This window comes from Actinopolyspora sabaoui, assembly GCF_051225635.1.
GTDB lineage: Bacteria > Actinomycetota > Actinomycetes > Mycobacteriales > Pseudonocardiaceae > Actinopolyspora.
In genome coordinates this window covers 543,784-566,447 of sequence record NZ_JBMIHH010000001.1, presented here as the reverse complement: position 1 = coordinate 566,447, position 22,664 = coordinate 543,784, and the positions used below count along the sequence as shown (strand labels likewise).

Annotated in this window: 19 protein-coding genes; 16 read left to right on the top strand and 3 right to left on the bottom strand. The window is 62.6% G+C overall.

Annotated features, from left to right (window positions below; translation table 11 throughout):
* Window positions 1-492: 492 nt before the first annotated feature.
* From ACOQFL_RS02530 to ACOQFL_RS02500, 7 genes are all read left to right on the top strand, one after another.
* Window positions 493-1,368 carry a bifunctional DNA primase/polymerase gene (locus ACOQFL_RS02530; protein ID WP_435542441.1) on the top strand — a complete coding sequence of 292 codons (876 nt, stop codon included), beginning with the start codon at window positions 493-495 and terminating at the stop codon, window positions 1,366-1,368.
* Window positions 1,369-1,511: 143 nt separating this feature from the next.
* Entirely contained in the window at window positions 1,512-1,817 is a 306-nt protein-coding gene (locus tag ACOQFL_RS02525; protein WP_435542440.1) for a nucleoside hydrolase, read from the top strand.
* Between the two features lie 310 nt (window positions 1,818-2,127).
* On the top strand, window positions 2,128-2,574 hold the full coding sequence (locus ACOQFL_RS02520) for a single-stranded DNA-binding protein (protein WP_435542439.1): 447 nt from the start codon (window positions 2,128-2,130) through the stop codon (window positions 2,572-2,574).
* A 130-nt stretch (window positions 2,575-2,704) separates the two neighbouring features.
* Complete coding sequence (locus ACOQFL_RS02515; protein ID WP_435542438.1) at window positions 2,705-3,259, top strand: hypothetical protein; 555 nt, start codon at window positions 2,705-2,707, stop codon at window positions 3,257-3,259.
* Between the two features lie 46 nt (window positions 3,260-3,305).
* A complete protein-coding gene (locus tag ACOQFL_RS02510; protein WP_435542437.1) occupies window positions 3,306-3,596 on the top strand; it encodes a hypothetical protein in 291 nt (96 codons plus the stop codon).
* Between the two features lie 138 nt (window positions 3,597-3,734).
* Window positions 3,735-4,766 (top strand): DUF4192 domain-containing protein, encoded by a 1,032-nt coding sequence (locus ACOQFL_RS02505; RefSeq protein WP_435542436.1) that lies wholly within the window; start codon window positions 3,735-3,737, stop codon window positions 4,764-4,766.
* Window positions 4,767-5,103: 337 nt separating this feature from the next.
* Window positions 5,104-5,559: a hypothetical protein gene (locus ACOQFL_RS02500; protein WP_435542435.1), complete on the top strand. Its 456-nt coding sequence runs from the start codon at window positions 5,104-5,106 to the stop codon at window positions 5,557-5,559.
* 39 nt (window positions 5,560-5,598) lie between these two features.
* Here ACOQFL_RS02500 and ACOQFL_RS02495 read toward each other — a convergent pair whose 3' ends face one another.
* Window positions 5,599-6,201, bottom strand: coding sequence for a hypothetical protein (locus ACOQFL_RS02495; RefSeq protein ID WP_435542434.1), 603 nt, complete (start codon window positions 6,199-6,201; stop codon window positions 5,599-5,601).
* A 913-nt stretch (window positions 6,202-7,114) separates the two neighbouring features.
* On the opposite strand from ACOQFL_RS02495, the gene ACOQFL_RS02490 reads away from it, so the two are divergent.
* The 9 genes from ACOQFL_RS02490 to ACOQFL_RS02450 all read left to right on the top strand — a co-directional run bounded on the left by ACOQFL_RS02490 (window position 7,115) and on the right by ACOQFL_RS02450 (window position 21,207).
* Window positions 7,115-8,140 carry a hypothetical protein gene (locus ACOQFL_RS02490; RefSeq protein WP_435542433.1) on the top strand — a complete coding sequence of 342 codons (1,026 nt, stop codon included), beginning with the start codon at window positions 7,115-7,117 and terminating at the stop codon, window positions 8,138-8,140.
* A 325-nt stretch (window positions 8,141-8,465) separates the two neighbouring features.
* Complete coding sequence (gene mobF / locus ACOQFL_RS02485; RefSeq protein WP_435542432.1) at window positions 8,466-13,568, top strand: MobF family relaxase; 5,103 nt, start codon at window positions 8,466-8,468, stop codon at window positions 13,566-13,568.
* A gap of 627 nt (window positions 13,569-14,195) precedes the next feature.
* Window positions 14,196-15,014 carry a GHMP family kinase ATP-binding protein gene (locus ACOQFL_RS02480; RefSeq protein ID WP_435542431.1) on the top strand — a complete coding sequence of 273 codons (819 nt, stop codon included), beginning with the start codon at window positions 14,196-14,198 and terminating at the stop codon, window positions 15,012-15,014.
* Window positions 15,001-16,059 carry a pyridoxal-phosphate dependent enzyme gene (locus tag ACOQFL_RS02475; protein WP_435542430.1) on the top strand — a complete coding sequence of 353 codons (1,059 nt, stop codon included), beginning with the start codon at window positions 15,001-15,003 and terminating at the stop codon, window positions 16,057-16,059. The genes ACOQFL_RS02480 and ACOQFL_RS02475 overlap by 14 nt, the downstream gene beginning before the upstream one ends.
* Window positions 16,052-17,272, top strand: coding sequence for an ATP-grasp domain-containing protein (locus ACOQFL_RS02470; RefSeq protein ID WP_435542429.1), 1,221 nt, complete (start codon window positions 16,052-16,054; stop codon window positions 17,270-17,272). The genes ACOQFL_RS02475 and ACOQFL_RS02470 overlap by 8 nt, the downstream gene beginning before the upstream one ends.
* Before the next feature lie 14 nt (window positions 17,273-17,286).
* Entirely contained in the window at window positions 17,287-18,279 is a 993-nt protein-coding gene (locus ACOQFL_RS02465) for an ATP-grasp domain-containing protein (protein WP_435542428.1), read from the top strand.
* Window positions 18,279-19,457, top strand: a complete 1,179-nt coding sequence (locus ACOQFL_RS02460; RefSeq protein ID WP_435542427.1) for an ATP-grasp domain-containing protein — start codon at window positions 18,279-18,281, stop codon at window positions 19,455-19,457. The genes ACOQFL_RS02465 and ACOQFL_RS02460 overlap by 1 nt, the downstream gene beginning before the upstream one ends.
* Complete coding sequence (locus ACOQFL_RS02455) at window positions 19,454-20,689, top strand: MFS transporter (RefSeq protein WP_435542426.1); 1,236 nt, start codon at window positions 19,454-19,456, stop codon at window positions 20,687-20,689. Before ACOQFL_RS02460 ends, ACOQFL_RS02455 begins: the two co-directional genes overlap by 4 nt.
* Window positions 20,626-21,207 (top strand): GNAT family N-acetyltransferase, encoded by a 582-nt coding sequence (locus ACOQFL_RS02450; RefSeq protein ID WP_435542425.1) that lies wholly within the window; start codon window positions 20,626-20,628, stop codon window positions 21,205-21,207. Before ACOQFL_RS02455 ends, ACOQFL_RS02450 begins: the two co-directional genes overlap by 64 nt.
* Window positions 21,208-21,677: 470 nt before the next feature.
* Here ACOQFL_RS02450 and ACOQFL_RS02445 read toward each other — a convergent pair whose 3' ends face one another.
* Window positions 21,678-22,040, bottom strand: a complete 363-nt coding sequence (locus ACOQFL_RS02445) for a WhiB family transcriptional regulator (protein ID WP_435542424.1) — start codon at window positions 22,038-22,040, stop codon at window positions 21,678-21,680.
* Window positions 22,041-22,045: 5 nt separating this feature from the next.
* Window positions 22,046-22,627: a GGDEF domain-containing protein gene (locus tag ACOQFL_RS02440; RefSeq protein WP_435542423.1), complete on the bottom strand. Its 582-nt coding sequence runs from the start codon at window positions 22,625-22,627 to the stop codon at window positions 22,046-22,048.
* Window positions 22,628-22,664: the final 37 nt, after the last annotated feature.

Here is a 22,664-nt window from a genome sequence, read left to right as displayed (position 1 = left end):
CCGATGTGGGGGGGGGGCCCCACTTCTGTCTCCAGGAGCGGAGCACAATGGCCAGCAGCTGCGTCCCTGGTTAACAGCGCGGAGCTGGTCAAGGTACTCAGTGACCAAACCCTCGGTGGTAAATGCTCTCGAGGAGGGCTCGGTCGCTGTCACCCCCTTGAGGCGGCGCGAACGATTCGACCGCGCGGTCTGCCCGCGCTCGCGCCGCCGTCTCGAAAGCTCGCCCTCGACTCAGTCTGACTGCCGAGCGGCAACAGAGCCCCATTCCCAACGGTTCACCGGCGATCTGGTCGGCGGGTTCTGCCACCGCCACGCCACCCCACGGATCAGCGAAGCCTCTCGATAGCTGCCATCCGGCGCGCTCCGCGCCGACAGCGACGAAGTGGACGTCCTGGCCCTTGCTACCGGAGACAGCCGGGCTCGTGTGCGGCACGACCTTACTCGCAAACCAGCGCTGCTCAGCGCACACTACGACCGCGAAGGAGGAGTCTCATGGCGTCATCGAGATCCGCCCCTACTTCAGGCCGCGGACGGGGGCAGGAACCGCGGCTGATGCGCCACGCGCTGCGGGCCGCCCACGCCGGGCACCATGTGATCCCGCTGTGGCCGCGCAGCAAAACGGCCGTCCTCCCCGACTGGGAATCGACGGCCACCACCGATCCCCGTGCGATCCGCTCCTGGTGGTCGCAGCGGCCGTACAACATCGGTATCGCCTGCGGCCCCAGCGGACTGCACGTGCTCGACCTCGACCAGGCTCACGAGCACGAGCCGCCACTGGCATGGTCCGGTGCTCGCGATGGGCAGGAAGTGCTCGCCCGTCTCGCCACGACCGCCGGGCAGCCCTACCCGAGTCACACCTACACCGTGACCACCCCCAGCGGTGGGCAGCATCTGTACTTCCGCGCTCCGACCGAACCGGAACTGCGCTCCACCGTCGCTCGGCTCGGGTGGCGGATCGACACCCGCGGAACCGGGGGCTACATCGTCGCCGCCGGATCCGTGCTGACTGGCGGGGCCTACCGCGTGGCCAGTTCCGTCACGATCGCGCCGCTGCCGGACTGGCTGGTCGACGCGGTGAAACCACCACCCCCGCCGGAACCGGTGGAGCTGAATCTGCCGAACGGCCGCGCCGGGGCCTACGTGGCCGCCATCGTCGACGGCGAAACCAGCGCTGTCTCCCAGGCCCTGCCGGGACAGCGCCACGACACCCTGCTGCGCGCCGCCGGGCGGTTCGGCCAACTGGTCGGCAGCGGTGACCTCGACGAGCACACCGCCCAGCAGGCCCTGCACACCGCCGCCGCCATACACATCGGCCACGACGGGTTCACACCACCCGCGAAGCCACCAACACCATCCGCGACGGGCTGATCTGGGGCAGGAACCGTCCCCGCCACATCACCAGCCGGGCCGAGTGAGACCACCCCCGCACAGTCCGCTCGCCCGTCGAGCGTTCCGGGCCCGCAGCAGCACGCTCTGCACCCCCGTGTGTGCACAGAAACGGAGACGAACTCGTGCGTCCCCTCGACATCTACAACACGCTGCCGACCGAGACCGTGTACCTCCGCGTCCGGCGGAGCTACAGCGACCCGTGCGGGGAGTGGACCACCCGCCGCGTGGAGAGCAGTGCTCCCCTTGGCTCGATGCACGATCCGGGCAGCTGGTGGCAACTCTGCTTCGCCGACGACCTGCCGACCCCGCTCCTGCTGACGCCGGGCTGGGCGCACCACACCCGCGTCCAGAGCCCATCACCGGAGGAGCGCCGCTACTACCGGCGCGAGCAGGAACTGCACCGCTACTCGCCGCATCGGCCGGTGTGATCGCGTGCTCTCCCACCAGCCGCGTCCCCAGGCAAGAGCGATGAAGAACTAGGAGGGGCGGGGTTCGTGCCCGGCCGGTTGTCGATCACCACGGAGTCCATCAGGAGGTGGCTACTGACGCACGGGCGCCTTCGGCGTCGCTGACGCGATGCGCTGCGCGCACCCGTGCCCCAGCAGCCACCTCCTGATCCGAGGGCCGCAGATCGACAGCCCATCCGGGCACGAACCCGATCCCGTATCGGGGCAGCGGCCCGCCGAGGGGCTCGGTTCGTTTCGACAGCTCGTCCCCGTCACGAAGGAGCGTCCCATCATGGCCGGAGAGACCCAGACCACCGTCATCGGCAACCTGACCGCCGACCCCGAGTTGCGGTTCACCCCCAGCGGCGATGCGGTGGTCAACTTCACCGTGGCCAACAATCCCTACTTCTTCGACCGCCGCAGCGGGGAATGGAAAGACGGCGAACCCCTCTTCCTGCGCTGCACCCTGTGGCGACAGGCCGCGGAGAACGCCGCCGAAACGCTCACCCGCGGGATGCGGGTGATCGTGCAGGGACGGTTGCGGCAACGCTCCTTCGAAACGAGGGACGGAGCCAAGCGCACCGTGGTCGAGATGGAGGTCGACGAGATCGGTCCCTCACTGCGCTATGCCAACGCCCGAGTGGCCAAGGTGTCCCGATCCTCCAGCGCCTTTCCCGAGGAGACAGCGGGAGGCTCGGTTCCCGCGGATACAGAAGCGGACAAGGAGATCCCCTTCTGACGTTCTGCCCGGGCTTCGGGGAAGTCTCCAGGCCCGGAGAGCGCGTGTCCCTTCCTAACGGGCAGGCCCGGCTCCGTGAGTCCGGGCCTGCCCGTTGTGCTTTCGTGCCGCTTCTGCTCGGAGGAAAACCGTGTCGCTTCATGTGCTCATCACCCGCTTCGACGACGTCCTCTGCGATCCCGACGCCACCCCGCTGTGGCAGGAAACCCATCGGAACGTGGGAGCGCTGCAGGCGCTCGAACTCGTCGACCGGTCCTGCCGCGGCATACTCGCCACCGAGACCGTGTTCGCGGTCACCCAGATCTCGACCGGCCAGTTCCTCACTCGTGATCAGCTGGCCCGGGTTGCCTATACCCGCGCGTGCTCGCCGACAGCACCGGCGTACTACCGGGAACGCTTCGTGGCGTGGTTCTGTGATGCGCTCGGAGACATTCTCTTCCGGTGGGACGACGGTGCCCCGTATGCCGACCCGCCGTTGGCGTACTGGGAACAGGCCGCCTGCTGGGCACTGCGGATCGTCGGTCCGACCGTGCCGGGGTGGCTGGCCCTCGACATCGCCCCCTACCCCGGCGGCAGCGACTTCACCTCCCTGGTCGCCCGGCACGCCACCCAGGCGGCAACGCCGAGGCCTGTGTGTGCCCACTGTCGACTCGACCGCCCCAGGGCAGTGACCGCACGATCCTGACCCTGCGACATCAGCCGAGAACGCACTCACCCACTCCAGGAGAACGATGACGATGCTGATGGCGACGACACCGGGCGTTGACGGCATCCCGTACCCGCACAGCTACGAACGGCCCCCACTACCGGAAGGAGCCAGCTGGGGACACGCCCCCGCCCACCACGCCGGTGGGTACGTCCACCCCGGACGGGCGGTACTGATGCTGCCAGGCCGCCCGTGGCCGAATTCCCCGGAACGGTGCACCAATGACGATCCACTCGCCAACGAGTGGTACGGCTCCCATACCGAAGGCGAAGCCACCATCCTCGCCTGTCGCCGCTGCGGCCTGGACGTGACCTGACCCCACACGTCCACCTGCCGGGCCCGGACCAAACCGGGCCCGGTTTTTCATGCTCACTCCGCTGATCACACAGCTCCCCACGCCGTGAGACCTCCCCGGCGTGGTTCCTGCCTCAACAATCCGAAGCAAGGAGATGCCATGGACATGCTCAACACCATCTCACTGTCCACCCCCGCTGAACTGCTAGCAGCGACTCCCCACATGCTGGGGTTCTACCCGGCCGAGTCGCTGGTCCTCAGCACACTGCACCGCCGAGAAAGCACAACGCAGCTGGGAATGACCCTACGTGTCGATCTCCCCAACTCGACGTACGCCCAGGAGTTCGCCGACTATCTGCTCACAGGGCCTTTCGAGCAACATCCCGTCGACGCGGTGATCATGCTCCTGATCACCGACAACGCCAGTCCCGGTTTGCCGCATACCGAGCTGGTCACCACGCTCCGCGACACGCTCAACCAGGCCAGCATCAGCACGCTCGACGCGCTGTGGGCCCCCGCGATCCGGGAAGGAGCTCCGTGGCGGTCCTATCTCGACCCCACCCACTCCGGCACACTTCCCAACCCGGCGATATCCCCGCTGGCCGCAGCGCAGGCAGTCCGCGGCTCGACCACCCGCCCGAGCAGACAGGATCTGCACTCCCTCATCGCCGCTGAGGATTCCGAGCAGGTGCTGTCCGCGAAACTCGCCGCGCTGCGGTCAGAGACCATCCCCGCTCCGTCCGAGACACTGCCCCACCGCATCCACACCGTCCGGGAAGCGCTTCAAGCCACCGCCGACGGCAAGTCGCTGTCCGAGGAACAGCTGCTGCGTGTGCTGATCGCGGTCGCCGACACCAGCGTTCGCGACCTCGCCTTGAGTGCGGCACTCGGTGACTGGAGCCAGGCCGCCGATGAACTCTGGCGAACACTGATCCGCAAAGCCCCCACTCCTGAGAGAGGCGAAGTCGCCTCCTTGCTGGCTGTCCATGCCTACCTGTGTGGCGATGGCCCCCTGGCCAGGGTCGTGTTGGAAAACCTCGAACAGTCCCAGCCCGACCACCGGTTGGGCGCCCTGCTCCACCAGGCTCTCGACCAAGGCATCCCACCCGCTGAACTGATCACACTCGTCAATGACGCGGCCCACGGCATCCTCGAGGAGCTCGGGTGGGGCACGAACCCCTTCATCGCCTGAACGCAGGCCTGACGATCGAGAGCGTGTCTGGGGACTCTCCGAAGCACGGGTGCCGAGGCGGGTCCCCCACTGCCGGGAAGGGGGCGCAGGTGCACGTCCCGACGACCGATGGGGCGCGGCACCCGCCGCCCGGCGGCGGGTGCGGGACGAGCCCGCCTCGGACTCCCCGGATCGCCGCCTACCGTGCTCACCACCGCCCCTGCCGGGAGAGCGTGGAGGTCACCGCATCGGCATGAAACAGCGAGGCCGACCTCCGGCCGGACGGGATCGAAGCAACAGGGACCGACCACGTCGCCGTGGTGGCATAGCCTCCTCGACCACGAGGGTCCACCCGCACGTGGTGTTCCTCCGATTGTGCGGAGTCGCCGGGTTCGGGGTGTTTCTCGGTCTGGCTATCGCGGGGCTGGTCGGGATCGTCACCGGCCGCGCCTTCGCCGACGGCACCGAATGGTTGGCCGGTGTGCCCATACTCGCCGTGTTCGGAATGCCCCTCGGAGCCGTCGTCGCATGGCTGACCCGCCGCTGGTTCCTCCCTTCGACACCTCGCCGTTGGCTGCTCTTCACTGCCGCCGGTCTGCTCGCCCTACCGCTGGCTACCACTGTGGGCCAAGGAGAGATGAGCAACGCGGTAGTCTTCCCGATCATCGCCATCGGCGGGATCACGACCGTGATGCTGTGGCAGCGCGGCTTCCGCCGGGAAGTCGCCCAGGATCAAGCGGCCCAGTACGGACGCTTCGTTCGGCGACACTCGCATGGACCTCAAGATCGCGGTGGCTCGAGGCGGTGGAGCTGACAGGCAATTGGACCGGGCCGGCACGAACGTATCGAACGGTTACGTACCCTGTTCGTCGTCATGCGTGGTAGGGGCCGGGAGGAGGCCAGTCTGTGCACGATGCTGCTGACCAACATCCCCGACTCGCTCAGCCTGTTCCCCCGAGCCGTCCACTGACGTCGCGTTGGCGGACGGGGCTTCCTGCCGGAGCCGGCTCTCTTCCCGCTGGCCGTCGTCGGGTGACGACTCGGTGTCCGTAGTCGGGGCGACGGCCTCCCGGCCGGTGGCGATCAGTCGTCGGGCCTGTTTCTCCGAGTCGAGTTCGAGCAGCTCGGCCACCTGCTCCACCGTGCGCCCGCCACCCTCGTGGAGAGATAGCGCCGCCTGGGCCTGCCTAGTGTGCTGGTCGGCGACCTTCTCCTGAGAATCGGCGCGCAGTTTGTCGATCTTACGTTGATAGACGGCGACCTTCTCCTCACAGCGGGCGTGTTCGGCCGCGATCGTCTCGCCTGCCTCGACGTACTGCCGCAGCGCAGTTTCTACCCGCTGTTCCCTCGCGCGCTGTTCGACGAGTTGTTCCGCGTTGCGCTGCCGGGCCCGCTCCAGTTGCTGGCTGACTCTGCTGGAGCGACGACGAGCTTTGCCTGTGCTGGATTCGGTCATGACCGTGCCCCTCCCGAACGGTGCGACGTCAGCGACAGGCTAGCCAGCACCGCAAGCAAGGTCGCCCGATCTTCGGGAAGCCACCTTCTGGCGCGGCAGCCCGACACGAGGGCTCGGAGACGCGGAGGGTGTGCCCGGCCGCAGCCGGACACACCCCGCATCGACGCGGAAGCCCCGGAAGGCTTACCACCGCGGACGATGGCTCCGCCAAGACCGCGTCGACGAACGCCCGACGTCACGCAAGGCCCACTACGGCCTGTCCCGCCGGACGTGTGTGATCCAGTGTAGCGCTCCGACGTCCACCGTGTTCGAGCCGGACGGTGAGTTATGCCGTCCCACCTGTCCCCGGGTGAAGAGGGCGGCTTCGCCGCCGAGCGGGTTGTTCGTCCCGCAGGACACCCGTTCCTGCCCCCAGACCCGTCAAGGTCGGGCTTCGCCCGACGTCAAACTCCCTGAGGAGGATGGGGCGCCGTGGCAGGCAGAGGCTGCGCGTTGTTTCCTCGACCCTTCGAGGCCGAATTGTCGTGGCGCGCGGGAACGTCGCGTCAAGGTACCCACAATTTTTTCACTCCCGACACCGACATTGGTGCCGACATGCCCAGAAAAAATTGCGGGGCCCGCCCTTGACCCGACAACCCCGCGCGACGAACGAGGCCCGCACGAAGGAACGAGAAAAGAACGCGCAGGTACGATTGCTCTCGCTTTATCGTGGCGAGTTTATTTTCTTTGCCGCTACAGAAACAGCAGCGCAATAGCTACTTATCCATGATCGAATAAGCGCCAAAAATGAAGGGCGAGAAACCTCCCACAGCTTGCAATTCTTTCAACAAGGAGCTATACTAGGAATCGCAAGGAAAGCCGGGAACGCCAAGCCCGGCGATCACGCTAAACCACTACCGAAGGATTTTCTTTCATGCCACAGTCTGGCACGATTTCCGACTCTGTGTCCGCCGTCGCCGCTTTGCTGCGCACGGGCAACGTGCGTGACGCGCGCCGCCAGTGGTCCGAGACCATGAGCAGCGCCGAGCAGGACGAACGCGCCGCCCTGACCGAGTGCGCCCGCATCCTGGCCCACTACCCCCGCACCGCGCTGACACGGTTGCGCGCCTACTGGCGACAGGCCGACGAACGCACCCGCGCTGTCATCGAAGCATGCGCCCCGACTCCCGAAGAGCACCGCAAACAGACCGAGCCGCAGCCCGACCGTTCCCCCCGATGGGACCGCCGAGCCATTGAAGGCGCCCGCGCCCGACGCCGCACCGGTGGCACGGTGCGCACCACCACCGATCCGCAGCACCGCAGCACCCCGCCCCAGAACCGCGCCCGTGCTCGCCGTGTCATGCGTGAAGAGGCCGCCACCACCCACGACTACCTCGACGCCCGCGCCGGAGTTGACGACGCCCCCGCACGAGGCGCCCAGCCCGACGGCTACGCCATCAATTACGAAGACATGGCCGTCTACCCCGACGCCCGCGACACCGAACGTCGCGATCCCCGCACCACCCCCGCGCGGGACGGTCAATGCTGTATCGCGCTGGGATGTCAGCTCATCACGAGCCACGCTGACCTTCGCGTCGGTGACGGACTGTGCGAAGAGTGCCGCGACGTCGGCCGCCCCGGACTGGACGTGTCCGCCACGGCCAGCCACACCCAGATGATCGAGGCGAGGTGCGCCTACCTCGCCGAGTACTACCCGTACCCGACAAAGCATCTGCGTACGCTGTGGCAGCAGGCCAACCAGGCCGACCGCGACACGATCGCACAATGGGTCACGACCAACCTGCCCACCGAGCAGGCCGCCGCGCCGAGCGAGCTCACCCCGTGCGAGCAATGCGGCACCCGCCGCAACCCGCGTGATCTGGCCCGCGTGAACACCGACGATGGCGAGTGCCGAGCCTGCCGCACCGACGCCGAGCAGCTCACCGCTGCCACCGTCTAACCACCCCGCACCCGCCGCCACGGTCCCCCGGTCACCGACCGGGGGACCGTTTGTCATGCCCACCCGCCCCACCGCACAACCGATCCCGCATCGCACCCCCGCTCGCCCACTTCCCCGCCTGTACCGGGCCCCGCCCCGGACCTGCCCAGCCTGCGCGCCCGACATACCGACCCGGCCCCTCCGGACCTCCCGGTACCTCCGGCCAGCCGGACAGCACCTCTTGCATTTCCCTCCGAACCCGGTTCTGAATCGCGACAGGTGCGGCCGGGGTAACGGCTGCGGCGGCTTAACGTGACGAAGACAGCTGACGTGGACAGCTCGACTGGTGGGGTGTGTCGTGATCGCGGTGCGCAAGCTCTCGCCCAGCGGGCACGAGTACCTGACCGGCAGCGTCGCGTGCGGCGATCGCGACCTCGAACCCGGCGAAGCGTTGTTCGACTACTACGCCGCCCACGGATACCCAGCCGGTGAGTGGTTCGGTTCCGGCACGGCCGCGCTGGGAGTCTCCGGCGAGGTGACCGCGGCGCAGATGAATGCGTTGTTCGGCGAGGGGCGACATCCGGATGCCGACCGCATCGAGGCGGAGAAAATCGCCGATGGTGCGTCGAAGGACGATGCGCTGGCCGAAACCAAGTTGGGCTACCGGTTCCGGCAGCACAGTGGTGCCGACGAGCTGCGCCGTAAGGTCGCCGAGGCCTACCGGGCGTACAACGAGGAGCACGGTCGGCCTGCTGGGGCGGCGATCGATGCGGACACTCGCGCGCGGATTCGGCACCAGGTGCAGTCCGAGGCCTACGCCGAGGCCCACGGCGGAGCACAGCCGAGTGAGGAGCAGCTGCGCCGGTGGTTGGCCGAGCAGAACCGGCAGCAGAAAGACGCCACAGCCGGCTACGAGCTCGTGTTCGCCCCACCCAAGAGCGTCAGCGTGGCCTGGGCACTCTCCGACGAAGACACCCGTGAGCACATCGCCGGGCTGCACCGCCAAGCGGTACGCGACACGCTGACCTGGTTCGAGAACAACGCCGCGTTCACCCGTAAAGGAGACGGCGGCTACGCCCAGCACGATGTGCGCGGCATTACCGCCGCGCTGTTCGAGCACTGGGATTCGCGTGCCGGGGATCCGCATCTGCACACCCACGTGCCGATCAGTGCCAAAGTGCAGGGTCCGGACGGAAAATGGACCAGCTTGGACGGGCGCAGTGTGCTGGCCGCGTCGGTGACCACCAGCGAGTACTACAACTCGCGACTGCGGGACCTGTTCCGCGAACACGGGGCGAGTTGGAGTGAACGTCCCCAGGGCGGGATCGATCTGAAACGCCCGGTGTGGGAGCTCGACGGGGTGCCCACTGAGCTGCTGACCGGGTTTTCCCAGCGGGCCTCTGATGTGGAGGCCGATCGTGCAGCCCGCATCGTCGACTTCCGTCGTGAACACGGCCGCGAACCCGGCCCGACCGACATGCTCGAGATCAGTCGCCGCGCGCAGTACGGCACGCGCGATCCCAAGCAGGAACCACACACCCTGGCCCAGCATCTGCACCGGTGGCAGGGGCAGGCCCGCGAGATGCTCGATGCCGCCAAGCTCGAACAGCTCGGCACACGGGTGTTCACCACCCCAGGACGCGAGCCCGACGAGATCGATGTCGCCGAGCTGGCTCAGGGCACGCTGGCGGTGGTCTCCGACCACTACAGCCATTTCAATCGCTGGAATCTGGAGGCCGAGGCGCATCGGCAGAGTGCGCATCTGCGGGTGGAAGACGGCAGCCGCGAGCAGCTCGTGGACAGGGTGGTCGAGGCGATCCTGGCGGATCCCGACACGGTTTCGCTGCAGCCCCCGCCCGCGGTCGAGGAACCGTCCGAGCTGCGCCGGGCCAGCGGCGAGAGCGTGTTCACCGAGCACAACGCGCAGCGGTTGACCACCCACCGCACGCTGCGCGAGGAGTCGGCGTTGGCCGCGTGGGGACGACGGAGTGACGGGGTGCGCATCAGCGACGGGACGGTGCGGCGCGCGCTCGACCGCGCGCGGCTCAATGCCGGGCAGCAGCGCGCAGTGAGCGGGTTCGCCACCTCCGGACGTCGAGTGCAGCTGCTGTATGCCCCGGCCGGTGCGGGCAAAACCACCACCATGCGGGTCTTCGCCGACGCGTGGCGGGCCGAGGCCGGCGAGGTGTACGCGTTCGGCCCCTCGGCCCGGGCGGCCCAGGAACTGGGCCGATCCCTGCAGGCACGCCCGCACACGTTGCATCAGGTCACCACGGCGCTGCGGCTCGGCACGGCCGAGACGGTGTTTCCGTTCACCCGTGGCGACGTACTCGTCGTCGACGAGGCCGCCATGTCCGGCACGCACACGCTGCACGACGTGGTGCGCTACGCCCTCAACCGTGGTGCCGATGTGCGGCTGGTCGGTGACGACAAACAACTCGCGGCCGTCGAGGCCGGTGGGGCGGTGCGCTGGTTCGCCCACACCAACGGGGCACTGCACCTGCGCGAGGTCGTGCGCTTCGCCGACCCGCAGCAGGCGGCGGCCTCGGTGAAGCTGCACTCCGGCGATCCGTCCGGGCTGGACTACTACGTCGAGCAGAACTGGGTGCGGGAAGGCAGCCGAGAGACGATGCGCGAGGCCGCCCACCACGCCTGGCGCACCGACCTCGACACCGGGCGCCCCTCACTGCTGATCGTGCCCGCCACCGACGACGTCACCGCCCTGAACCGCCAAGCCCGCGAACTACGCCTGCAGCGTGGCGACGTCGACGACACTCGCGCGGTGCGGCTGCACGACGGAACCGCAGCCAGCGCCGGCGATCTGGTGGTCACTCGTCGCAACGACCGACTCAAAACCCTGTTCGGCGGCAAGGACTTCGTCAAAAACGGCGACACCTGGCAGGTGCGGACCGTGCGCGAAAGCGGGGCGCTCAAGGTTCGCCACCAGGCCAGCGGCGGCACCGTCCTGCTACCGGCCGAGTACGTCGCCGAACACGTCGAACTCGCCTACGCCGCCACCATCAACCGCAGCCAGGGCATGTCGGTCACCGACGGCACCTCACACAGCCTCGTGCCCCAAGGGCTCTCCCGCGAGCAGCTCTACACCCAGATCACCCGCGCCGAACACGACAACCGGCTCTACGTCGAAACCACCCAGCACACCATCGACTCCCACCAGGAAACCCCACCCGACCGCACCGCCCGCGGGGTCCTCGAGGCCGCGCTGCAACGCTCCTCAGCCGAGACCTCGGCCACCGAGGAACTGCGCGCCGCACTGCACACCACCGAATCGCTGCGCACCCTGGTCACCCAGCACGATCACGTCGCCCACATCGGCACCGACAAGCGCATCGAGGCCGTGCTCAACGAACACGTTCCCCAGCTACTGGAGCTGCCGGCCGCAACCGCGCTGCATCAAACCGCGCGCACCGCCTGCGACCTCGGCTGGCAACCCGAGCACCTCATCCCCGCCGTCCTGGACCAAGGCCCGCTGGACGCCGCAGACGACCCGGCCGCGTTGCTGCGGTGGCGCCTCGAACAACGCCTGCTGCACGAGCAACCACCCCCGCCCGGTCTCGACCCCACCACCACGCAGATTCCCCACTGGCGCGAACTCATCGCGACCTACGTACCCACCGCCGATGTCGAGGCCCCCTCGTGGATGCCGGTGTGGCGCCAGGCGGCCGCGGCCACCGCTGACGGACTCGACGCGGACGCCGCCCTGGACACCGCCGCCTTTCAACTCGCCCACCGACCCACCCACGACCCGCTGCCCGCCCCCGAGTACGCGGCCAGTGTGCTCACCGCCGCGTTGGACGAGCAACGAGCCGACGGAGCCGGACACCACCCCGCCCTTCCCTGGCTGTCCCGACCCGACTTCCCCGCACTCACCGAGGAGCTGACCAACTACACACGTCAACTCAACACCGCCATCGAACACCGCCATCACGAACTACGCGAACAGATCATCGCCGACCCGCCACGCTGGACCACCGCACTCGGTCCACGACCCGACGATCCGGTCGCCGCCGAGCACTGGGACGAACTGGTGGGCATGGCCGCCGCCTACCGCGAGACCTACAGCATCACCACCCGCGATCCCGCCCAGCCGCTGGGCCCCGAGCCCGAGAGTCAGGGACCACGCGCCCGCGCTTGGCGCGCGCTCATCGACCAGTGGCACCCTGTCGAATCCCGCACTCCCAGCGAGTCCGCCCACGACACCACCGAGCTCGACCCGATCGAGCGGATCCGCGCCGAATTCGACGCGGACGAGCTGTCCAACGCCATCGCCGAGACCGACACCGCCAGCACGACACCGCGTACCGAGGACTCGCTGGCGGTGCTGAGCGAACGCCACCACCACCTCACCGACGCACTGTTCGACACCGCCGCGCAGCACGCCCTCGTCGAGCACGCCCCCACGACCCTGGAACAACCCGCCGAACCCGCACTCCGAGCAGTGCTGCGCCGTGCCCAACGCGACGGGTGGGACGCCGACCGACTCGTCGACACGACCACCACCCAAGGAGATCTCGACGCGGTCGCCGATCCGGCCGCTGTGCTGGCACGCCGCATCGAGTCCCACATCGCCGATCGTCATCCCCCGGCCCGTGTGACCGAACCCGACGAGGAGCAGGTCCGCCGGTGGCAAACCGTGACCGCCCACACCAACCCTGATCTCACGGTCACCGACCCCGCTTGGCAGCTGGTGTGGCGCCACGCCGCAGCGGGAGCCGCCGACGGACTCGACGCCGACACCGCCGTCTCCACCGCCGCCGAACAACTGACCTACCGGGCCGACGACGACCCCACCGAGGCACACCGCTACGCCGCCCAGCTCGTGGTCGACCAGCTGGACGAGCAACGCAAGCAGAACACCCCCGACGTACCCGTGCTGCCCTGGCTGGCCAATCCGCACCACACCGTGCGCGCCGCCGATCCCGACCTCGCCGAGCAGCTCGAACAAGTCACCGAATCCGCACACGCCCGCCAGGCCGAACTACGCGAACAGGTCGCGGTCGAACCTCCTGACTGGACCTCCGGACTGGGGTCACGTCCCGAGGAGCCAGCCGCCGCCGAGCACTGGGACGAACTCGCGGGCCTGGCCGCCGCCTACCGCGAGACCTACAACATCCGCAGCACCAACCCCGATACGCCGCTGGGGCCGGAACCCGGCGGGCAGAACGCCAAGGCCGAAGCCTGGCAAACCATCACCGACGCATGGAGGCAGACCATGAGCATCCCGAACGACGACCACCACGACGACACACTCGCCCGCCTCGAAGCCCTCCGGGACGCTGTGCTCAACAACAGCGAAGCCTCCCACGACGAACAGCGCACGTGGCGTGCCGATGACCGGGACGACGAAAACTCCGACGAGCACTACCGCTACGACGACGATGACGAACTCAACGAGGACAACGAGCTGCAATCCGGCCTGGGGCTCTAGAAAACCACTAGTCAACCACTGCCTACACTTACACGATTTGCCCTTTTTATTAAAATGATATATGTCACAACACTTGGGCCTTGTTTGCAATATAGATCAACTATATATTTCCCTAGAAGTTCATTCAAATAGCACTTATAGATTTACGTCAACAAGAAAATGAGCAGATTAAATATGCCGCAAAAGCCAATTAATGCTATCAAGGCAACTATCAATCAAAACATTCCGAACCTCCGCACAAACAAAAAACCACAACACATCACTAATTTTGCCAAAACAATACCTAGAGCCATACTCGCCAACAGCTGTCGCCGTCCACCTTATAATGGCAACTTTTTTGCGCACAACGAAACAATGATTCCTTGTCAAACCTGAAGCCTCAGAAAAATTAAAATCTCTACCAGTAGGATTAATAAATATTTTATATCATACGATCTTGAAGTTAGGTAAACACTGAACGTGCCTACAAGTGCAAACCTCAGAGACAGATCCGAACGGACGCGCTTAGACGAGACTTACTCTCGTCGGTTAGCATGTTTGAACCAACCACGCGTCGGATTAGGAAGATGCCTCGGACATCACGGTGAACTTGTTCAAGGTGTATTTCGAGACAAAGATGATTCTCCTGTGCAAAGCCTTGTCACATTGCCGTGCACCCAATTAAATTCAACAGTCGAATTCGCACCTTCCACCGAGGAGTCAATTACAAGTACAATTTCCTCTCACTCGCCAGTCTCTCGTAATTCTGTTCAGAAAGTAACTGAGGCCGCCCGCTTAACTCTTGCCAATATGGGGATCGAGCATCTTGGTGGCCAGCTGACACTCGACTCCAATATCCCGAGCGGACGAGGATGTGGATCTTCGACTGCTGATGTTGTGGCCGCCATCCGTGCTATCGCCGACGCACTCGGCACGAAATTTTCACCGGAAACAATCGGACAGGTAGCGGTTTCTGCGGAATTAGCCTCCGACGCTCTGATGTTCGACCAACCGGTTCTTTTCGCGCAGTTACGCGGAACGGTCATTGAAAATTTCTACCCCGCAAAGATGCCGTCCTTCACGGTCGTGGCTTGGGATCGTAAGCCCAACAGCAACGGAATAGATACACTTGCCCAGCAGAGACCAACCGTTACAAACAAGGATGTCGACAGTTTCGCGATTCTTCGCAGCGGTTTGAGGCGTGCTATTGGCGCTGGGGACTCTCGCCTACTTGGATCCGTCGCCAGCGCGAGTACACGTCAATACCTTTGGCACCATCCCGACGATGTTCTGCAGGAAATACTAGCCGCCGTGTCCAGCTGGGGCGGTTTCGGGGTGCAAGTTGCACACAGCGGTACCGTAGCTGGAATCCTCGCACCCCGGTGTCAGAAGACAGTCGAGCGAATCCGCAGCGAACTCGCTCAGTTCGTTTCCTCACAGATCTGGAGCTTCGATGTCCGTTCTTGATCGTCCACTGCAACCGGCAAGCGACTGGGCAGCGGCATCAGCGCTTCCTCGCTTGGTGGACCTCGGCGGAGGATTAGTCGGAGCAGCCTTCGATATTATGAAAACGCTGCCCGCACTGACGATCATTGATCGGGCCATACAAGATGGTGCCATCACATCCCGCACTACAGTCGCCGAGACGACTTCCGGTACCTTTGGACTGGGGTTAGCAATTGTGTGTGCCACGCGTGGGTTACCCCTGCACCTGGTGAGTGATCCGGCGATCGAAGGTTTTCTACGTACGCGGATCGAGATGCTCGGTGCTCGGGTGACGGTCGTCGAACACCCTGATCCTGTCGGCGGCTATCAAACGGCACGCCTTCGAGTGCTGTCCGAGATTGCTAAATCCGGTACGGATGTGTTCGTTCCTCGACAGTACGATAATCCGCTCAATCCTCGTGCGTATACTTCCCTAGCACGTTTGATCGTTGAACAGGTGGGGATTCCTCATGCCTTGGTCGGCTCAGTGGGCTCCGGCGGATCCATGTGCGGAACTATCTCCTCGTTGAGAACGCTGGATCCACAGATACATGCCCATGCTATTGACACACACGCCAGCGTGCTGTTTGGCCAATCAGACGGACCACGCAGCCTACGGGGGCTGGGTAACAGCGTACAACCACCGAATCTGGATCAATCATTTTTCGATAATGTACACTGGGTAAGCGCGGAACTCGCCTATTCCTCAACACTCGCCCTCCACCGCGAGCATGCGCTGTATATGGGGCCGACAAGCGGAGCTGCCTACCTTATTGCGCGTTGGCTCACTCGAGAGAAGACCAATCACCGTCCGGTTATCGTGCTGTTGCCGGATACTGGTCACCGTTATGAAGATACAGTGCACGACCCTAATTGGATACGAGAACAGTACGGTGAGATCGCAACTCTACCAACTGCTCCGTCATGGGTAAGTGCACCGCGCACAATAGGATCCGGCTGGGAAGCGATTCGCTGGAACCGGCGCTACCTTTCTGAAGTTGTGTCCCAAGGAGATCTTCATGAGTGAACTTGTCGTTGTCGAAGCATTCGGATCGGGAAACGGACTAGCCTTGCTTCGCTCAGCAGTCGAAACGGGAGCTGCGACCATCTTCGCGACCTCCAATCTAGGACGCTACCAACACGATCTTGATCGACAGATCCTTGAAAATCCACCATCGAATTTGACTATCCGATCAGGTGTCGACACCACGAACGTCACGGCAGTAACAGAACTGCTACGTACCTCTGCCGCCGATGCAGGAGTTCTCGCTCAAGTAGACCGTACGATCAGCACCGTCTCACAAGCATGTGCAGTCACCGGACACTCCTTTCTTCCGCCAGAGGTTGTGCAGCGATGCACCGATAAGTCGGTATTTCGAGATACACTAGCCATACACGACCTTCCTGGACCACGCACGATGACCGCGAGTTCGACGAAGGATCTCGAGATAGCTGCCGAGACACTCGGGATTCCCGTCATCGTGAAACCAGCTCGCGGCACTGGAAGTGTGGGTGTCCGTCTCGCGCATACTTCCGCCGAAATCGTCTCCTATGGCACCAATATACTTGCAGATAGCCCTACCGTTCTCATCGAGAGCTACTTGGTAGGACCACTAATCAGCGTAGAGACATTACGACGAAATGGAGAAACCATAGTATTGGGAACTACCGATCGAGCACTCAGCGACCCACCGTGGTTTGCCGAGTTAGGTTGGACATTTCCATTACTGACCACTTCCGAGATCCCGACATCCCTCATCCGGCTCACCGAATCAGTGCTCGATGCTCTGGGACTCGAAAATGGTCCTGCGCATCTCGAATTTGTCGAGACCGAAAATGGGCTCGTGCCGATCGAGGTCAACCCCCGCTTCGCAGGACGTGGCCTAACCCGTATGGTATCGCGACTGTCCGGTATCGATGAATACGCAAGTGTCGTCCGTCAGGCTCTTGGTGACACGACGCCAGTTCATACCGCAATCGAGCAAGGCTACTTATCCGAACATGTCATTGCGGGGCCATCTGGGACCCGGATCTCGGATGAGCTAGTACGAACAGTCAGCCAACTTCCCGGCATTGAACACGTACGTCTCGGCGACCCCGATCACGCACCACCTGCCCACCACGATTTCTGTGATTTGGGAGAGGTCCTGGCACACGGGACATCCGCCATAGAAGCCCAAATGCGAGCACGAGCCGCAGCACAGGCGCTGGGCGCAGCATGTGCAAACTACGCTATCTAGATAGGAGCCACGTCATGAACATTCTTCTGTTGGTCGAAAGCCTTCAAACAGCTGATATCAGTCACGCTCTTTATGCCAATGCTCTCCGTGCACTTGGTCACGACGTCTATGCTGGTAACGTGAATTCGATCGGTACCCACAACGGTGCCTACACGGTAGAGAACGGCCGCATCTACGATGATGCAAAACCATACGCCCCAATCCCGTGCGAGCCACGACTTACTAACATTGACCCTGATCTAGTTTGGCTACTCAACCAACCGCACGAGCAGCTCGCTCGTGATCTTTGGCAAATCCTGTGGCGGTGGAATCAAGAGACACCGTTCATCAACGACGTCACCGGACTGCACATGCTCAACAATAAAAACAACCTACCATTGCTCGTTCCCGACGCACACCTACCGAACTGTATGAGCGGTAGTGATCCGGATGTTCTTATCAACACCATCCAAGAACGCTGCGATTCCACCTGGGTACTAAAGGGAGCCAATGGCGGCTGCGGCGCAGATGTTTACATATTACGACCTGACGACAGCAACGTCCGCCCATTGGTGCAATCAATGACGGGCAACGCCAAGGCAGGTTCCGGGATCGCTCCGTCGGGTCTGCTAGGGCTCCAAGCACGGTATGCACTGTTACAACAACACGTGCCGCATACATCAGAGAAGAGAGTAGCGGTTGTCGCCAACGAGATAGCCTCTGCGCAGGAAAAAAAACTGCAGGATGGCGACCACCGAGGAAACGTGACTCAAGACGCATCCATGAACATCTGCACGGTTACACAGCAGGAAACTGATTTGGCGCTAGAAATCGGTGCACAGTTACAACGCTACGGAATCTTATTTGCCGGCATCGATATGGCTTTCCCTTACGTCTTCGAGGTCAACCTGGTTAATCCCGGTGGACTGGTCGAACGTTTCCAAAAAGGAGAGCACTGGGATTACCTCCAGCCGATGCTTGACCGGTTGGTCACAGCAGCTGCACCCACTTCTCCGGAGGTGTTCTGATGACAGCAAGAATCCTGGTCATAGGTCCACGGGATTCCGGTTTCTCAGGCCCTGATCATCGCCCATACGTGGTTGACCTGATCCAGTCCGAACCACGACTGACCTCTCTACAAACTGATCGTGCCGATCGTGTCGAGATCGTTGACCTCGACGATACGGATGCCGTACTCAAAGCGGCACGATGGATGCATCAGGATTCACCATTCGACGGTGTGATTGCCTTTCATGAACACTTGTTGGAAAAGGCACTGGCAGTGGCCGAGGATCTCAATATCGCAGGAACCCGGCGACAAGCAATCCACGCTGCGGCCGACAAGGCCCACACACGAGCCATCGCTGCAGCAAGCGGATGGGTACAGCCACCATATGAAGCTGTGCCGAGCGCGGAAGACGTACCGGCCGCGCTCGACCGAGTCGGTCGCCCTGCAGTGATCAAGCCCCTCAACGGGGCCGGCAGTGCCAACGTTCGACTCATCACCGGTTCAGCACCATCGCCCACTGAACTGGCCGCTGTCCACACGGGCTCATGGATCATCGAGAGATTTCTGGACGGTCCAGAGTTTAGCGTGGAGACCATTACGACACCGACAGGAACGACTGTTCGTGCCATCACAGAAAAGGTGATGGACCCAGATACGTTCGTGGAGGTGGGGCATAACATGCCCGCCCGAATCTCGGACGAGATCCGACAAAGAATCGTCTCTTTCGTCAAGGATCTCATGGCAGCATTGGACCCTGGCTGGGCACCAGGACATACAGAATTGCGAATTATCGATGGGAAACCGGTGCTGATCGAAACCCATGTCCGCTATGGTGGCGACCGCATCTGGCAATTGACCGGACTGACCACGGGTTACTATCCTCAAGCCGATGCGCTCAATGTTCTCGCGGGGTATTCCCCCACGCCGCTAACAATTGAATACCCGGCAGCATCTATTCGCTTTCTCACTGCACCTCCAGGGATCGTATCCTCTGTCGAGGATACCACTGCTATTTCACATCTCTCCGGTGTTCTCGATGTTAATGTCAACGTTCAGGTCGGAGACAGAGCCCATTCACTCAGTAGCAGCGATAGTCGTCTCGGATATATCGTGACTGGCGGAACTACTGTTAATTCTGCAGCAGAAAATTCCGAATTAGCACAATCAAAACTTTCAATTGTTACTTACACAGAATGAATACAACAAACAAAAATTCGAAAACCAAAGAAATTCAACGCCCCATATTGCGTTTCTTTGCGATTTCGACAGCCATTACTGCTGTTGGGAACGGCGTGTTTACCGCCACCTCGTTCTTGTTCTATACACAGGCAGCGGGACTGGGACCTCAACTGACGGGCACTGCTCTCACAGTTACGGGTGTAATCGCCGTTGGGCTTGGTTTGCTTATCGGACGCTGTCTCGAGCGAGTACATCCCGTCGTACTCAACGCCGCGATCCTACTGGTTCAGAGTGTCGCCGTCGCGGCCATTGCCGTCGTGGCTCCAATCATTCCGTTGCTCTTGCTCATGGGTAGTGTTGCTGTGGCCACACAGGTCAAACGTGCCGCGCGAGGCGCCTTGATAGGCCGCATGGTCGAGAACTCGCAGCGTGTCCGTGCACGTGCCACTATCCGTACCGTTTCGAATATCGCCATCGGGGTAGGGGGCGGTCTCGCTGCGGCAGTAACGGCCACGGATACCGCCATCGCATATAGATTCGGATTGATTTTCGTTGCCGTTACGTACTTTCTCGGAGTAATACCACTTTGGTATATTCGACCGGAAAGTCTATACCAGTTTGCCGTAAACTATTCCTCAGATTCTTCCGAGGTAGACCAAAAGCGTTCCGCGATTCACGACGCGCGCTACACGTACGTAGCAGTAGTCAGTGGACTTCTAAGTATTCACTTTCTGTTGATCGAGGTCGGCCTACCTCAATGGACTAACTCCCTCGACCGAGCATTATGGATAGTCCCTCTTGCTTTAATCATCAATACGCTAGTAGTCGCGTTCGGGCAAATCCCTTTATCTCGTATGGTCACCAGTGTCCGTCAGGCAGTCTGCGCAATTATCCTGGGTGGTGCGTGTTTCCTCATTTCCTGCATGGCACTGGCCTTTTCCGGCCAATTCCAATCCTCATGGATGATCACAATCGTGGCAACTGCTGTGGCCACCTACAGTGTAGGGGAAATACTACACTCTGCAGGATCTTGGGAATTGTCATTCAGTCTAGCTAAACAGAACCAAATGCTCGAGTATCAGAGCGTTTTCTTCGGAGCACAGTCTCTAGGTACAGTTGTAGCACCCTTGGCTATTACCAGTATACTAGCAGAATGGAGTAATTCTGGGTGGACTGTCATGGGGATATGTTTCTTTCTGCTTGCCATCCTACTTATTCCAACAAGTCGAACCAAGCAAAGGATGTCATGACTAACTCCTTCTCTCTTGAGCACGATCATACTAACAGATTATGTCTACGCTCCCCCATATGGGAAGACCTCGACACAATCACCGCACTAACAGGTGATCCTCGGACCAACGCACACAACCCCTTTGGCCCACCTTCGCCAAACGAATCGGCAGATATGCTGAAAAAATGGATGCAGCACTGGTCCGCAGGATTAGGTTACTGGTGTGTCAGGTTAATCGATGACATCGACAAGAAGGTAATAGGCATAGGAGGATTGCGCCCGGCTAACGAATCAGAACTAAATCTCTACTATCGCTTTGCTCCCGATTCCTGGGGACAAGGCCTCGCGACTGAACTCGCTCAACATGCTATTAAGCGAGCCTCCCAACACTTCCCCGAGTATACCGTCGTTGCCTTGGTCCGTCCCACCAACCACGCGTCGATTGCGGTGGCCCACCATGCAGGACTATTTGAGGACAGTTACATCACTGACGAAGGGGGGCGTCAGCTCCGGCTAATCCGCCCAGCTCTTACCTAATGGATCGCCCAGGATGGTTGTTCGGTTTACTAGCGCTATCGACGATGGCTAGGATGATCCTGTACATCACGTATGGGAGGTGAGGATAGCTCATCGTTCGGAGGTTTTTATCCGGTTACTATCGATAGAGGAAGGTCGCAAGCTGCAGCGATTCAGCCGGACCGCGAAGGATCCGGTCAAGTTACGACGGGCGGTCGTGGTGTTGATGTCGGCTCTCCTGTGTCAGGCTCCGTGGCTAAGGGGAAGGTGGTTCGTGCCATCACCTCATTGACACGATCAGCGAGGACTATGTGCGGGATGTGATCCATGCACTCAACGAGCGGGGCGACGCACTGGCCCCAAATTGAAGAGGGTGCCCGAGAGTGTTCGGTGACCAGCTCTACATACCTCATCCCCGATGATATAACTCTACCAGGCCAGCCCACATCTACACCCCAGCAACTAACGATGTTCAGTTCTAGTGGCAGTGATCATGGAGCTGAGTAAGTTGGAATCTCTTGAATGAGCAAACTTCGCACGGTCTCGGAGCTGGCAGGTTTGTCAGCGGGTACGAATCCGTTGTGTCGCCACGTGGCGAGCAATTGTTCGCGCTCGCGGGGTGTCGTACCACCGCGGATGCCGTGCTGGTCGGCGCGGGACTGGATGAGTTCGTCAGCCAGGCATTCGGTGCGCACCGGACATCGGGCGCAGATGTTTTTCGCGTGCCGACGCCGCCAGTAGGCCTCGTGACCGGATTCGGGGCGATCATCGGGGCCGTACCAGAGTTCGATCGGAGTTCCCGCGCACGCGGCGTGCTGTTCCCATCCCGATGTCGAGGAGGTAGCGCTGGTCATACTGACTATCGCCCTGCCGTATCGGTGGGCATGAGACCGACGGGCTCACCTTCGCACGGCGGCGGGCACAGAACGGCCTTCTTGAACTCGGGCACCGTCTGTGGGGAATGCACACGCCATCCGACGCGATGGGTTTTCGCCTCGTACATGGCGAGATCGGCACCGTCCAGAGCCTCGTTCAGGTCCGGGACTGGAGTGGTCACCGTGGTGATGCCCAGTGAGACACCGACGTGCAGCGGCCTGCCGAGGTCGGGCAGCGTGATCGGCGCGGTAAGCGCGCTCAGCAGTCGATCCAGCTGATCGAGCTCGGACAGATGGGCGACGAAGGCCAGCTCGTCCCCGCCGAGCCGTCCGGTAACCGCCGCGGTGCCGAGTTCGGCGTCCAAACGCCTGGCGACGGTGCGCAGCACACGGTCGCCGGTGTGGTGGCCGTGGGTGTCGTTGATGGGTTTGAAGCCGTCGAGGTCGAGCAGTCCGACAGCATTGGCCTTGGTCAGTGTTCTGGCGGCGGCTACTTCGAATCCTGTCCGCGTCAGCAGACCGGTGACCGGGTCGCGGTGGGCACGTGCGAGCTGGCGGGTGCGCATTCGTAGGCGGTAAGCAGTAGCGGCCCATCCAGCGGCC